11 protein-coding genes are annotated in these 14,865 nt (G+C 68.7%); 2 read left to right on the top strand and 9 right to left on the bottom strand.

Annotation, left to right across the window (positions count from 1 at the left end):
- The first annotated feature begins 94 nt into the window (after positions 1-94).
- Positions 95-5,950 (top strand): peroxidase family protein, encoded by a 5,856-nt coding sequence (locus OC550_RS19930; RefSeq protein WP_262107673.1) that lies wholly within the window; start codon positions 95-97, stop codon positions 5,948-5,950.
- A 311-nt stretch (positions 5,951-6,261) separates the two neighbouring features.
- Here OC550_RS19930 and OC550_RS19935 read toward each other — a convergent pair whose 3' ends face one another.
- From OC550_RS19935 to OC550_RS19950, 4 genes are all read right to left on the bottom strand, one after another.
- A complete protein-coding gene (locus tag OC550_RS19935) occupies positions 6,262-7,191 on the bottom strand; it encodes a hypothetical protein (RefSeq protein ID WP_262107674.1) in 930 nt (309 codons plus the stop codon).
- The gene (locus tag OC550_RS19940) at positions 7,188-7,733 is read right to left on the bottom strand and encodes an RNA polymerase sigma factor (RefSeq protein ID WP_262107783.1); all 546 of its coding nucleotides are present in this window, start codon (positions 7,731-7,733) and stop codon (positions 7,188-7,190) included. Before OC550_RS19940 ends, OC550_RS19935 begins: the two co-directional genes overlap by 4 nt.
- A gap of 308 nt (positions 7,734-8,041) precedes the next feature.
- Positions 8,042-8,848 (bottom strand): carbon-nitrogen hydrolase family protein, encoded by an 807-nt coding sequence (locus OC550_RS19945; protein ID WP_262107675.1) that lies wholly within the window; start codon positions 8,846-8,848, stop codon positions 8,042-8,044.
- Positions 8,849-9,058: 210 nt separating this feature from the next.
- Positions 9,059-10,348 carry an adenylosuccinate synthase gene (locus tag OC550_RS19950; protein WP_262107676.1) on the bottom strand — a complete coding sequence of 430 codons (1,290 nt, stop codon included), beginning with the start codon at positions 10,346-10,348 and terminating at the stop codon, positions 9,059-9,061.
- Between the two features lie 176 nt (positions 10,349-10,524).
- On the opposite strand from OC550_RS19950, the gene OC550_RS19955 reads away from it, so the two are divergent.
- The gene (locus OC550_RS19955) at positions 10,525-11,379 is read left to right on the top strand and encodes a DUF72 domain-containing protein (protein WP_262107677.1); all 855 of its coding nucleotides are present in this window, start codon (positions 10,525-10,527) and stop codon (positions 11,377-11,379) included.
- Positions 11,380-11,391: 12 nt separating this feature from the next.
- On the opposite strand, the gene OC550_RS19960 is transcribed toward OC550_RS19955, so the two are convergent.
- From OC550_RS19960 to OC550_RS19980, 5 genes are all read right to left on the bottom strand, one after another.
- Positions 11,392-12,018 (bottom strand): thymidine kinase, encoded by a 627-nt coding sequence (locus tag OC550_RS19960; RefSeq protein WP_262107784.1) that lies wholly within the window; start codon positions 12,016-12,018, stop codon positions 11,392-11,394.
- 117 nt (positions 12,019-12,135) lie between these two features.
- A complete protein-coding gene (locus OC550_RS19965; protein ID WP_262107678.1) occupies positions 12,136-12,555 on the bottom strand; it encodes a DUF3151 domain-containing protein in 420 nt (139 codons plus the stop codon).
- Positions 12,556-12,557: 2 nt separating this feature from the next.
- On the bottom strand, positions 12,558-13,604 hold the full coding sequence (fbaA, locus tag OC550_RS19970; protein ID WP_262107679.1) for a class II fructose-bisphosphate aldolase: 1,047 nt from the start codon (positions 13,602-13,604) through the stop codon (positions 12,558-12,560).
- 84 nt (positions 13,605-13,688) lie between these two features.
- The gene (locus OC550_RS19975; protein ID WP_262107680.1) at positions 13,689-13,880 is read right to left on the bottom strand and encodes a hypothetical protein; all 192 of its coding nucleotides are present in this window, start codon (positions 13,878-13,880) and stop codon (positions 13,689-13,691) included.
- A gap of 292 nt (positions 13,881-14,172) precedes the next feature.
- Complete coding sequence (locus tag OC550_RS19980) at positions 14,173-14,814, bottom strand: TrmH family RNA methyltransferase (RefSeq protein ID WP_262107681.1); 642 nt, start codon at positions 14,812-14,814, stop codon at positions 14,173-14,175.
- Positions 14,815-14,865: the final 51 nt, after the last annotated feature.

Consider the following 14,865-nt stretch of genomic DNA (forward strand, 5'->3'; position numbering starts at 1 on the left):
AGGTGTCCCGTAGACGATGGTCTCCGGCCAGAGCAATGAACGATTCAATCCCGGTCGCGTGCTTCGGCTCCCAATTGAGGCCAAGGGGTCTTCGATGTTCACTCACCGCACAAAGGGGAAGCGGGCGGATGCGCGGGGGCGCAGAGTATCCGACCGTGACAGCAGCAGGCCGGACACCGGCCGGAAAAACAGCAGGGCAGGCAGCCGCGGCGTCGCAAGTGCGCTTGCCCTGGTCCTGACCACGTCGCTCGGGCTCCCGGCCCTTGCCGGCCCGGCCCACGCCGTCGTTGGCCAGGGCTTCACCGTCACGCCAGCTGATCTGGCGTTCATTCTCAAGCAGATCAAGATCTCCGAAGCCCATGTGGCCAATACGACGTCGGCCACCGGACCTTGCGGCGCCCTGCTCGGCAATGGTGCCAACCAAGTGCCCGGGGCGCTCGTTTCCTACGGCTTGCGCACGGTTGACGGGACCTGCAACAACCTGCAGCAGGACCGCCAGGACTACGGCGCGGCCAACAAGGCCTTCCCGCGGCTGACCGAGCCGCAGTTCCGGACGGCCGAGGACTCGCAGTCACCGCGCGTGCAGGCCAGCGCCGATCCCGGCTACGCCGCCAAGACGGATGTCTGGGACTCGCAGCCTCGCGTGATCAGCAACCTGATCGTGGACCAGACGTCCACCAACCCGGCCGCCGTGGACGCGGCGGCCTTCCCGGTCCGCAGCCAGGGCGGCGAAAGCATCGTTCCCTGCACCACCCAGCCCACCGAAACCGAACCGGGCGCGCCGGAAGGCTGCGTGCCCGCCGGCGAGACGCTGTTCATCCCGAACATCACCACCGACGTCGGACTCTCCCCGCCGTACAACGGGCTCTTCACGCTGTTCGGCCAGTTCTTCGACCACGGCCTCGACCTCGTGAGCAAGTCCGGCGGCACGGTGTACGTCCCGCTGAAGGACGACGATCCGCTGATTCCGGGCCGCGACGGCCAGCTGGGCACCGCCGACGACCTGCCGCCGCAGCTGCGGTTCATGGCCGTCACCCGCGCGACCAACCAGCCCGGACCCGATGGCCAGATGGGCACCGCGGACGACATCCAGGAAGCGACCAACCGCACCAACCCGTACGTTGACCAGTCGCAGACCTACGCCTCCCACCCGGCGCACCAGGTGTTCCTGCGGACCTACACGGCCAACACCGAGGGCAAGCCGGTCTCCACCGGCGAGCTGCTCACCTCCGCCGACGGCGGCATGGGCACCTGGGAACTGCTGAAGAAGCAGGCGGCGGAGCGGCTCGGCCTGCGCCTCGTGGATGCCGACGTCCTGGGCATCCCGATGATCCTGACGGACCCGTACGGCAAGTTCGTGCCGGGTCCCGAGCGCGGCCTGCCGCAGTACGTCACGCCAACCGGCCTGGTCGAGGGCAACCTCGCCGATCCGGTTCCGGCCCCGGCCAACGTGGAACGGGTGAGCGAGGCATTCCTGGACGACATCGCCCATAACGCGGCGCCCAACCCCGGCCTGGCTCCGGATCCGGACACGACCTTCACGCCCGCGACCGCCCGCCAGGCGGCGGGGACGTACGACGACGAAATGCTGAACCGCCACTTCGTCGCCGGCGACGGCCGCGTGAACGAGAACATCGGCCTGAGCATGATCCACCAGATCTTCCACTCCGAACACAACCGGCTCGTCGATGACATCCAGCGCGTCCTGACCGAGGATGCAGCGGCCTCTTCCCGCGGCGCCGCGGCCCTGGAGGAATGGAAGCTCGCCGCCGGAGCCGAGGGCTGGAACGGCGAGCGCCTGTTCCAGGCCGCCCGCTTCGTCACGGAGATGGAGTACCAGCATCTGGCCTTCGAGGAGTTCGCGCGTAAGGTGCAGCCGCTCGTCGAGCCCTTCTCCGGCTACCACGACGACGTGGACCCGGCGATCACGGCCGAGTTCGCGCACGCGGTGTACCGCTTCGGGCACTCGATGCTCACCGACACCATCTCGCGCACCAACGCGGACGGCTCCGCCAACGACATTTCGCTGCTGGACGGCTTCCTCAACCCGCTCGCCTACGACGACGGCGGCACGGCCGGCGACCTGGATTCGCACCAAGCGGCCGGCGCCATCGCCATGGGCATGTCGAACCAGGTCGGTAACGAGCTGGATGAGTTCGTCACCGACACGCTGCGCAGCAACCTGCTGGGCTTGCCCCTCGACCTGGCCGCGATCAACCTGGCCCGGGCCCGGGAGACCGGCGTTCCCTCGCTGAACAACCTGCGCAAGCAGCTGCACGGGTCAACCAATGACAGCCAGCTGGCTCCCTACAAGAACTGGACCGACTTCGGCCTGAACATCAAGCACCCGGAGTCGCTGGTCAACTTCGTCGCCGCCTACGGCACGCACGAGACCATCACCTCGAAGACCGCGCTGGCCGACAAGCGGGCCGCGGCCCAGCTGCTGGTCGACCCGCCGATCGGCACCCCGGCGGAGTCCATCCCGGCCGACGCCGAGGACTTCATGACCGCCTCCGGCACGTGGGCCGCCAAGGCTACCGGGCTGGACGAGGTGGACCTCTGGATCGGCGGCCTGGCCGAGCGCACCAACCTGTTCGGCGGCCTGCTCGGCTCCACGTTCAACTACGTCTTTGAGAAGCAGATGACGGATCTGCAGAACGGCGACCGCTTCTACTACCTGGTCCGCACTCCAGGCATGAACCTGTTCTCCCAGCTTGAGGGCAATTCCTTCGCCGAGATGATCATGCGCAACACCACCGCGCACTCGATGACCGCCGATGCGTTCTCCACCGCAGACTGCAAGTTCCAGCTGGGCAACCTCGCCGGAACCGGCAGCAGCGTCGCCGACGATGCGGGCTCGGAGTGCAACGAGACAGAGCTGCTGATCCGCATGCCGGACGGCACCATCCGCTACCGCACCACCAACTCCGTCGATCCGGCCGGCATCAACGGCCAGAGCGTCTTCAACGGCACCGATGCCACTGACCGGTCCTGGGGCGGCGTGGACAACGACACGTTCTGGGGCGGCCCCGGCAACGACCGCATCGAGGGCAACGACGGCGCCGACACCGCACTGGGTGGCGTGGGCAACGACATCATCACCGACATGGCCGGCGACGACGTCCACAAGGGCGGCCCGGGCAACGACGCCATCGACTCCGGTCCCGGCCTCGACATCGTGCTCGGCGGCGACGGCCACGACCTGCAGAACGGCGGCCTCAACACCAACGAGCACTTCGCCGGCAACGGGGATGATCTCATCATCGCAGGCAGCGGCGCGGACACCGTCTTCGCCGACTCCGGTGACGACTGGATCGAAGGCGGTGACGGGGCCGACCTGCTGCAAGGCGATTCCGGCGCACCCTTCTTCGATGATCCCAACAAGCCCGGCCATGACGTGATCAGCGGCCAGAACGGCGACGACGACTACGACGCCGAGGGCGGCGACGACATCATGCTCGCCGGCCCCGGCATCGAACGCAACGCCGGTGCGGCAGGCTTCGACTGGACCAGTTACCAACTGGATCCCATCGCGGCCGACTCTGACCTGGACCTGAGGCTGCTGGGCGTTCCGCTTCCCGTGGACGTCCTCCGCGACCGCCACGGAGAGGTTGAAGCCTCCTCGGGCGGCGCCAAGAACGACATCCTCCGCGGAGACAGCATCGTTCCGCGCCTGGCTGTCGCAGAAGGAGCCTCCGGCAGCAACTGGCTGGATGAAGCCGGCGTGAACCGCATCGCCGGCCTGCGCCAGCTGCTCCCGGCCGGCGCCGCCACCGGCGACTCCGTCTGGGGTGAAGGCAACATCATCCTCGGCGGTGCCGGAAGCGACACCCTCGAGGGCCGCGGCGCGGACGATATCCTGGACGGCGACAAGTACCTGAACGTGCGGCTGAGCGTGCGCACGGACCGGAATGATGCCGCCACCGAGATCGGTTCCGCCACCTCGCTGTCCAAGCCGTACCTGGCCGGCAGCACGGAAACGCTGCAGCAGGCGGTCTTCGCCGGCAAGGTGGATCCGGGCAATATCGTCGTCGACCGGGAGATTCTCGACGGCGGCGCCTCAGGGGGCACGGACGTCGCGGTGTTCTCCGACATCCAGGCGAACTACACCGTCACCACCACGCCCGCAGGTGCCGCCCTCGGCGCTCCCGGCAGCGTCACCACTGTGACCCATAACGACGGCGGCGACGCCGGCGACGATGGCGCGGTCACCGGCGACGGAACGGACACCCTGCGCAACGTCGAGAAGCTCATCTTCGCGGACACCCAGGCGCCGGCCGCCCCGACGGCTGTCACCGCCACGGGCGCCAACGCCTCGGCGATCGTGACGTGGTCTGCTCCGGCCGGCTCCTCGATCACGGGATTCGACGTCCTGGTCGCAGACGCGCAGGGCAACCAGGTCGGCCTGCTCCGGCCCGCCGATGCAGCCGCAACCTCGCTGCTCGTGGACGGCCTGGCCAACGGAACGGCCTACCGCTTCCAGGTACGCGCGGTGAACGAGGTCGGGCCCGGTCCGTACTCCGCCCTCAGCGCGGCCGTCACCCCGGCTCCGGTTGCACCCGGCGCCCCGGCCATCGCGTCGGTTACCGGTGGCGACCTGCAGGCAACCGTGAACTGGACCGCGCCTGCGGACAACGGCGGCTCGGCCCTGACCGGCTTCGCGGTCCGGGTGATCGACGCGGCCAACAACCAGGTCGGCGACCTGCGCACGGCAGCCGCCGGCGCAACCAGCCTGGTGGTCACCGACCTGCCGGCCGGCAGCCCGGTCCGTTTCCAGGTCGCCGCGGTCAATGGGATCGGCCAGGGAACCTTCTCGGCCGCATCGGACGCCGTGACTCCGGTGGAGACCGTCGCCCCGAGCATCTCGGACCGGACACCTGCGGCGGCAGCCACGGGCGTCCGCCGGGACTCCAACATCGCGGTGACCTTCAACGAACCGGTCAGCGGCATCAGCGGAACCACGCTAGTGCTGCGCAACGCGGTCACCGAGGAGATCGTCGAGGCCACGGTCAGCTATGACCAGACGACCATGACGGCGCTGCTGGATCCCGCCGCCGACCTGCGCGGCGGCACCCAGTACCGGGTGACAGTGAGCGGAGGCGCCGCGGCAGTCCGCGACACCTTCGACAACGCCCTGGGCTCCGACAGCTGGACCTTCACCACGGAGAACGGGCTGGCCAAGACGGTCGACTTCACCGGTGACGGCGATGCGGACGTGGTAGCCCGGGACGGCCAGGGCCGGCTCTGGCTCTACCCCGGCAACGGCACCGGCGGACTGGACGCGCGGACACTGATGGGCCGCAGCGGCTGGAACGCGATGTCCGCCATCACCAGCACCGGTGACTTCGACGGCGACGGCACTGCCGACGTCATCGCCAAGGACCGGGTGGGCACCGGACAGCTCTGGCTCTACCCGGGCAACGGCACCGGCGGACTCGAACCCCGGGTCCTGCTCGGCCGAAGCGGCTGGAACGCCATGAACACCCTGTTCAGCGGCGGCGACATGAACGGCGACGGCGACACGGACCTCATGGCCCGTGACGGCAACGGCCGGCTGTGGACCTACCCGGGCACTGGCGCGGGCCGGCTCCAGGCTCGGATCCTCACCGGTTCCAGCGGCTGGAATTCCATCACCAGCCTGCTGAGCGCCGGGGATTCCGACGGCGACGGCACCACCGATGTCCTGGCCCGGACCAGCGACGGACGGCTCTGGCTCTACCCAGGCGCTGGCAATGCCCGGCTCGGTAGCCGCAGCCAGATGGGCACCGGCTGGAATACCATGCGGGCCATCTTCAGCCCGGGCGACCTCAGCGGCAACGGCACTTCCGACGTCGTCGCGAGCCACTCGGACGGGCGCCTGCTGCTCTACCCGGGCAACGGGACCGGCGGCCTGCAGGCCGCCCGGGTCATCGGCACCAGCGGCTGGACGGCGATGAGCATCCTGTTCTAGCGGCCGCTACCTAGAGAGGCCAGGCTCCGGATTCCGGGGCCTGGCCTCTTGCCTGCAAGGCCGCGGCACTGTACAGCATCGACCCCTCCTGTACTCCTTTAGCCTTCAATCATCGCGCTGACCTGGGCGTTTAAAAAGCTTGAAGAAAGCTGTGCAGAATGGCGGGCTCCGGCCCCTCCGCTAGCCCGCGGCCCCCTCCTAGCACTGGCCGGTCGGCGCGGGCTGCCTCTGGCCCGGAGGCTCCTCTTGGAGCCGGGCCGGGACTCCGGACCTGCCGCTGGCCGGCGGTCAGCCCTGGCTCTCGCTTGGGCCTAGTCCGTCGGCTTCCCGGCGGTCTCCTTCAGCTGCCCGGGAGCATGCTCGGCCTTTTCCTTGAGCTGTCCCGGGGCCTGCTTGGCCTTCTTCAGCTGTCCCGGGGCCTGGGCGGCTTTCCCGGGCGGGTTGACGCTGATTCGCTGCGGGGCGCGCTCGGCCGGGCGTTCGGCGCCGTCGGCCTGGCCCACCGGCTTCTCCAGGACTTCGTTCTTCTTGGCCTGTCCCGGAACCAGTTGGCCGTTGCCCGGCGCGATACCCGTGCGGGAGGCGGAATCATCGGACCGTCCAGCGCCCTCGGCAGCCTCCCCGGGGACACCCTTGGCGTCCTCGGCGGCCTTCTTTGCCTGGGCAGCTTCCTCGGCTGCGGCCGCCTTCTTCACCGCGGCGGCCTTCTTTGCCTCGGCCGCCTTCTTCACCGCGGCGGCCTTCTTGGCCTCGGCCGCCTCCTTCGCCTCGGCCTTGGCCGCATCCGCCCGGTCGGCTGCCGGGTCGTCCTTCGCGTCGGCTGCCGGCGTCGTCGCCGGCGCGGCCGGGCCGCCGGCGTCCCGCGTGGCCTCCGGAACGGGCGCACCCGCGGAATTGCCGCCGTCGTTCTGTTCCTTCGCCTGCACGCCGGGCTGCACCAGGACCACGGCACCGTCCACGGCATCCTGCAGGCTGTGCCGGAAGTCCGGGCTCACGGCAGCGACGGTGCCGACGCCCAGTCCCATGGACGCGGCGACGACCACACTGAGCAGCGCGCCACGCCGCCTGCGCCGGCGCAGCGGCACGACGTTGGAGCCAAAGAGCGCGGACAGCTCGGCGGAGGGAGCCGGCGCGGGGCCGGTTCCCAGGTCGCGCAGCGAAGCCAGGGCGCGGGAAAGTCCGGGGTTGTCCCCGCCTCCGGACAACAAAGCGTCCAGTTCGTCCTCGGGCTGCCTGCTCATCGTGCTTCTCCTACATGGCTGTCCATGACCAGTTCCTTCAATTTAGCCAGCGCCCTGCGCTGCAACTGCTTTACGGATCCCTCGGTCCGGCCCATGATGCGGGCGACCTGTTCGATCGGCAGGCCCGCAATGATCCGCAGCGACAGGACCTCCCGCTGATCCGGGTTCAGCGCGCCGAGCAGCCATTCGGTGTCCCCGCCAAGGCCGGCGAGCGCCAGCTGTTCGGCGGACTCGGTGGTCCGCAGGTCCAAGTCCGGGTCGTATTCGGCCAGGTGCGGCTGGCGGGCCCGCTTGCGCGAGGCGTCGACCGCCCTGGCGTGGGCCACAGAGAATGTGAAGGTCCGCAAGCCCTCAACGCCCCCGGTCACGCTCTCCAGCTTCCGGAAGACCGTCAGGAAGACGTCCTGGGCGGTGCCCTCCGGGTCCTCGAGCCCCTTGGTCTTCAGGTAGCCAAGGACTTGAGGCGCCAGGCTGCGGTAGATCTTCTCCGCCGCCCGGCCGCTTCCGGCAACGGCTGTTGACAGGTCGTCGTCTGTCAACATGGCGTCCACGGGCGGTCCTTCGCGTCACAATCGGTGCGGCGACCCTAATCATAGCTGCGCTCTTTCCAACGAACGCACCGGCTGATTGCTACCCGGCACTGCTGACCATGCGGATAAGTGAGGCCGCGCCCGAGCTCGTTGGGGGGGAAGCTCCGGCGCGGCCTCTACATATACGTAATCGACCGGGGTGGCGGGAAGGTTACGGTCCGGACAAAAGTTTTCCGAGAAGTTTTTGGGACGGTCCTGAGAACGATCCCGGCCAGGTCCGGAGCCGGCGGCGGGGCGGGCGAATGCCCCGGGACAAGGCGTCAGTGGGCCTCGACGACCTCGACCTTGCTGGCCAGCCGCCGGTTGTGCAGGACCGGCAGGAACTCGCGGACCTCGTCGATGCGCCGCCGCGTCACATCCACCGTCACGATGCCGCGCGGCTCCTCGTTGAGGTAGTCCTGCACCACGCCCATCGGATCCAGGATCGCGGAGTGGCCCACCGTATGGCTGCTGGAAGTGCCGGCCGCGGCGACCCAGCAGGTGTTCTCGATGGCCCGCGCCTTCAAAAGGGTTTCCCAGTGGTCGATCTTGTGGTCACCCTTGAACCAGGCCGCCGCCACGCAGATCAGGTCCGCGCCCTGGTCCGCGAGGCCCCGTGCCAGCTCGGGGAAACGGAGATCGTAGCAGGTCATGATCCCGATGCGAAGTCCGCCGATCTCCGCCAGCTTGAGTCCGCCGTCGCCCGGTTTGATCCGCTTCGACTCCTGGTAGGAGAACGCATCATAGAGGTGCAGCTTGCGGTAGGTCTCCACGATCCGGCCGCTACCGTCCACGACCACCAGCGTGTTGTACGGGCGCTCCTCGCCGCTGGATTCGTAGCCGCCTGCGATCAACGCGATGCCGGTCTCCGCCGCGATGAACGAAAGCTGCTGGACGAACTTGCTCCAGTGCCGGTCGACGGCGGCGGCAAGGTCGCCTTCGACCTTGCCGATGGTGAACATGGACTCTTCCGGGAACAGGATCAGCTCGGCGCCGGCGGCCACAGCCTCCTGGGCGAGGCTGCGCATCACCGCGAGGTTTTCGGTGACGTCCCCGGACGGACCGAACTGTCCGACACTGACCTTCATTGGTGCGCTCCCGTCTGCTGGCGGTGGATGTTTAACCAGACTACAGACATTGCCCTTCGACGGCTCTCCGGCAGGAGCACGACGGCGGCGCCCGGCCATGCGGGCACGGCACCTACGTTGCGGCGCAGGCGAGGATCGCCTCCACGGAGCGGGGCCGTCCGGCGCAGGACCTCGCCGTCGTCGTTCGTGGCGAAGTCCTGCGCCCGGTGGTTACTCCGCGATAAGGTCCCGCACCACGATGGTCTGGTCCCGGTCCGGGCCGACGCCGATCGCGGAGAACCGGGTGCCGGACATCTTCTCCAGTGCCAGCACATAGTTCCGCGCATTGTCGGGCAGGTCCTCGAGGGTCCGGGCGCCGGTGATGTCCTCGGTCCAGCCGTCGAAGTACTCGAAGATCGGCTTGGCGTGGTGGAACTCGGTCTGGGTCATCGGCATCTCGTCGTGCCGGACGCCGTCCACGTCGTAGGCCACGCAGACCGGGATGCGCTCGATGCCGGTGAGGACGTCCAGCTTGGTGACGAAGTAGTCCGTGAAGCCGTTGACGCGCGAGGCGTGGCGGGCCAGCACGGCGTCATACCAGCCGCAGCGGCGCGGACGGCCGGTATTCACGCCGAACTCGCCGCCGGTCTTCTGCAGGTACTCGCCCATCTCGTCGAAAAGTTCCGTGGGGAACGGCCCGGCGCCGACGCGGGTGGTGTAGGCCTTGATGATGCCGACGCTCCGCGTGATCCGGGTGGGGCCGATGCCCGAGCCGACCGAGGCGCCGCCTGCGGTCGGGTTGGAGGAGGTCACGAACGGGTAGGTGCCGTGGTCCACGTCGAGGAACGTCGCCTGGCCGCCCTCCATCAGCACGACCTTGCCCTCGTCCAGCGCCTTGTTCAGCACGTAGGTCGAGTCGACCACCAGCGGGCGCAGCCGGTCCGCGAAGGACAGGAAGTACTGCACGATCTCGTCGACCTCTACACTGCGCCGGTTGTAGACCTTGACCAGCAGCTCGTTCTTCTGGCGCAGCGAGCCCTCGACCTTCTGGCGCAGGATGGACTCGTCGAAGACGTCCTGGACGCGGATGCCCAGCCGGGCGACCTTGTCCATGTAGGCCGGGCCGATGCCGCGGCCGGTGGTGCCGATGGCCCGCTTGCCCAGGAACCGCTCGGTCACCTTGTCCATGGTCTGGTGGAACGGCGCCACCAGGTGGGCGTTGGCGGAGACGCGCAGGCGGGAGGTGTCCGCGCCGCGGGCCTCGAGTCCGTCGATCTCCTCGAAGAGGGCCTCGAGGTTGACCACGCAGCCGTTGCCGATGATCGGGGTGGCGTTCGCGCTGAGGATGCCGGCGGGAAGGAGCTTCAGCTCGTACTTCTCTCCGCCGACGACGACGGTGTGTCCGGCGTTGTTGCCGCCGTTGGGCTTCACGACGTAGTCCACTCGCCCGCCGAGCAGGTCCGTGGCCTTGCCCTTACCTTCGTCGCCCCACTGGGCCCCGACGATCACAATTGCTGGCATGGGATCCTCCCCCATCGATGCAGCGGGAACCTGAAGGAGGATTCGGCCTGCCGGCAGCCCCGCCACGCATGAGAACGCCCCGCACTCGCGCGGAGTTTTGGGGCTCTTACCAGCCAAGTTTAGCCGATGTGCCGCCGCCAGCCGGAATCGGGGGACATTGGGGGTACGTTCGGTTTATGGCGGCAGCAGGGCCGGTCGCACGGATCGGCATTTCCGGATGGCGTTACGCGCCGTGGCGCGGCACGTTCTATCCCAAGGGGCTGCCGCAGCGGCGGGAGCTCGAATACGCGGCCGGGCACCTGGACTCCCTCGAGCTCAACGGCTCCTTCTACTCGCTGCAGCGGCCCTCCAGCTGGCAGCAGTGGCGCGACGCCACACCGCCCGGGTTCGTCTTCGCGGTCAAGGGCGGCCGCTACGTCACGCACATGCAGCGGCTGCGCAACACCCGCCAGGCACTGGCCAACTTCTTCGCCTCCGGGATGCTCGCGCTCGGCGGCAAGCTCGGCCCGTTCCTCTGGCAGACCCCGGAGACCCTGCGCTATGACCCCGCCGTCGTCGAGGAATTCCTGGCGCTGCTGCCAAGGACAACGACGGCGGCTGCGCGCCTTGCGTCCGAGCACACCGACAAGGTGAAGGACCGGTCCTGGTTCGAGGTGGCCGAGGAGCGGCCGCTGCGGCACGCGATGGAGGTGCGCAGCCCCACCTTCATCGACGAGCGGTTCTACGAGCAGCTGCGGCAGACCAACACGGCCCTGGTCATGGCGGACAGCGCCGGGACGTGGCCGATGCTGCACGAGGTCACGGCGGACTTCGTCTACGTGCGGCTGCACGGAAAGGACGAGCTCTACGTCAGCGGGTACAGCGATGAGGACCTGGACCGCTGGGCCGGAACCGTGCACGGCTGGCTGGACGGTACGGGCTGCCCGGACGGCACGGGCCGGGACGTCTATGTGTACTTCGACAACGACGTGAAGGTCCACGCGCCCTACAACGCCATGGGACTGGCCGAGCGGGTCGGCCGGCGGCCCTAGGTTCCCGCCCGCTCAGGAACCGAGCCGGCTGCCCGATGCCTCGAGGTAGCAGGTGCCGCAGAGCGACTCGTAGGACACGTCCTGCCCGTCGATGGCCACCTGGTCGCCGTCGAACACGATTTCGTCGCCCACCCGGCGGGTGTTGAAGACGGCCTTGCGCCCGCAGCGGCAGATAGTCTTCAGCTCCTCGAGCGTGTGGGCGATTTCCAGCAGGCGGCCCGCACCCGGGAACGCCTCGGTGCGGAAATCCGTGCGGATGCCGTAGGCCAGGACCGGCACGTTGTCCAGCACGGCGATGCGGAACAGGTCATCAACCTGCCCCGGTTCGAGGAACTGCGCCTCGTCCACCAGCAGGCAGGCCACCGGCTGGATGTCGACATGCTCGAGCAGCGCGTCCGGGTCCTCGCCGGAGGCCATCTGCGCGAAGCGCTCCCGTACCGACTCGCCCGGCCGGATCAGGAAGTCCGCCTCGCGCTTGACGCCGAGGCGGGACACGATGGCGGTGTCGCCCTTCGTGTCCACGTGCGGCTTGGCCAGCACCACCCGCTGCCCGCGCTCCTCGTAGTTGAACGCGACCTGCAGCAGCCCGGTGGATTTCCCGGAGTTCATGGCGCCGTAGCGGAAATAGAGCTTGGCCAACATCGTCCTTTCAAACGGTCCGGCGTCGATTCTAATGGGCGAAGGACGGCCCGGGAGACAGGAAACGGGAGCGTGCCCGCAGGCAGCTCCCGTTTCCGTTGTGGTTCCGCTCGGTGCTCAGGCGCCTTCGATCGCGGCCCTCGCCGACGGGTCGGACTCGTCCAGGAACTTGTTGATCCGGTCGACTTCCTCGCTCTCGCCGATGGCGGCGGCGGCGCGGCCCAGCGCGTAGAGGGCGCGCAGGAAACCGCGGTTCGGCTCGTGCTCCCACGGGATGGGTCCGGCACCGCGCCAGCCCGCGCGGCGCAGCGCGTCCAGGCCCCGGTGGTAGCCGACGCGGGCGAAGGCGTAGGACTCGATGGTCCGGCCTTCGGCGAAGGCTTCGTCCGCCAGGATGGCCCAGACCAACGACGACGTCGGGTGCTTGGCTGCGAGGTCAAGGGCCTCGTCTCCGGCGTAGAGCCGGGCCAGCACGTCGGTTTCCTCCGGCAGCTCGGTGGCGTCCGGGCCGAGCAGGTTCTTGCGGAATTCGGCCACGTCTACTTGACCGACTTTCCGGCGGAGCCGAGCTGCTGGGCAGCCTCGACAACGCGGGCGGCCATGTTCTTCTCCGCGGCGGCGCCCCACACGCGGGGGTCGTAGGTCTTCTTGTTGCCGACCTCGCCGTCGACCTTGAGCACGCCGTCGTAGTTGGCGAACATGTGGCCGGCGACCGGACGGGTGAAGGCGTACTGGGTGTCGGTGTCCACGTTCATCTTGATGACGCCGTAGGAGACCGCGTCGGCGATTTCCTGTGCCGAGGAGCCGGAGCCGCCGTGGAACACCAGGTCGAACGGCTTGTTCTTGCCGATCTTGCCGCCGACCTCGTCCTGGATCTGCTTGAGCAGTTCGGGGCGCAGCTTGACGCCGCCCGGCTTGTAGACGCCGTGGACGTTGCCGAAGGTCAGCGCCGTGATGTAGCGGCCCTTCTCCCCGGCGCCGAGGGCCTCGATGGTCTTCAGGCCGTCGTCGACCGTGGTGTAGAGCTTCTCGTTGATCTCGTTCTCGACGCCGTCTTCCTCGCCGCCGACGGTGCCGATCTCCACCTCGAGGATGATCTTGGCGGCCGCGGTGCGGGCCAGCAGGTCTTCGGCGATGCGCAGGTTTTCTTCCAGGGTCTCGGCGGAGCCGTCCCACATGTGCGACTGGAAGATAGGGTCCTCGCCGCGCTTCACGGCGGCCTCGGACTCGGCGAGCAGCGGCAGCACGAAGGCGTCCAGCTTGTCCTTCGGGCAGTGGTCCGTGTGCAGGGCGACATTGACCGGGTACTTCTTGGCGACCTCGCGGGCGAACGCGGCGAAGCCCAGCGACCCGGCGACCATGTCCTTGACGCCGGCGCCGGACCAGTAGGCGGCGCCGCCGGTCGAGACCTGGATAATGCCGTCGGAACCGGCGTCGGCGAAGCCCTGCAGCGCGGCGTTGAGCGTCTGCGACGACGTCACGTTGATGGCAGGGTAGGCGAAGCCGCTGCTCTTGGCGCGGTCGATCATCTCGGCATAGATCTCAGGGGTTGCAACAGGCATGCGGACTCCTTGATAGAGAGACAAGTTCTTGAGGACTTCACGCCTCCATGTCCCATCCTAGCCAGCGGCCCCGCACGCGCGGCATGGACAAAGAACTGTGAAGCGTCCTCAGCCCAGGACCACGAGCAGGACGATGAAGCCGATGAGGGCGGCGGCGGTCAGCGCGAGACCCGCCGCGGCCAGGCCCCGCGGCGCGCTGCGGCGGCCGCCGATGGCGCTGCCGACCGAGACCGCGGCGCCCACGGGCAACGCCAGAACGCCGGGGATCCGGATCCAGTTCGGCGGGTTCCAATCCGTCACGGAGAGCGCCCATGTCCAGCAGAAAACCGCTAGCGCCAGCGCCCCGAAGGCGAGGCAGACCATGCCATACCGCCGCCCGTCCGGCACCCCGGAAGCCGGCGCCGCGCGCCCCGGGCCCGTTCATAACTTCCTCGTCCTGCTGGCATCGCCCACCGTCCTTCCGGCTTCCATCATCGGCCGGAGCCGCCATGGGCGCCAGAGCAGGAGTGCTCCGCCGGCTCTGGCTCGGAGAGGGCCGGCAAGCTGGCCCAAGCCCGCCCCGCCCGGGACGCTAATACCGAGGTTGAGGACGCTAGACCTTCTGGCCGAAGACGTGGCGCCGGATCCACGCGTGCATGGCGATCGACGCCGCAGCGGAGGCGTTGATGGAACGGGTCGAGCCGAACTGGGCGATGGACAGAGTCGCGTCCGCGGCCTGGTGCACCTCCGGCGTCAGCCCCGGGCCTTCCTGTCCGAACACCAGCACGCAGTTTTCCGGCAGGTCGTAGGTCTCCAGCGGCACGGAATCCGGAAAGTTGTCGATCCCGATGATCCGCAGCCCCTCGCCCTGCGCCCAGGCGACAAACTCCTCCACGGTGGGATGGTGCCGGACGTGCTGGTAGCGGTCGGTGACCATCGCCCCGCGCCGGTTCCACCGCCGTCGTCCGATGATGTGGACTTCCTTGGCCATGAACGCGTTGGCGGTGCGCACCACCGAGCCGATGTTCAGGTCATGCTGCCAGTTCTCGATCGCGACGTGGAAGCTGTGCCGGCGGCAGTCCAGGTCCGCGACGATCGCCTCGTGCTTCCAGTAGCGGTACCCGTCCACCACGTTCCGGGTGTCCCCGTTGGCCAGCAGTTCGGGATCCCAGTGCTCGCCCTCGGGCAGCGGGCCTTCCCAAGGCCCCACGCCCACGCTCGGTGCGGCGGGGGCGGCGCTATCGTTCTCTTCCACCTTTCAAGGGTAGGCGACCCCGGGGACTTGGATAACGACGGCGGAGCGGGA

Source organism: Arthrobacter sp. Marseille-P9274 (assembly GCF_946892675.1).
Classification (GTDB): domain Bacteria; phylum Actinomycetota; class Actinomycetes; order Actinomycetales; family Micrococcaceae; genus Crystallibacter.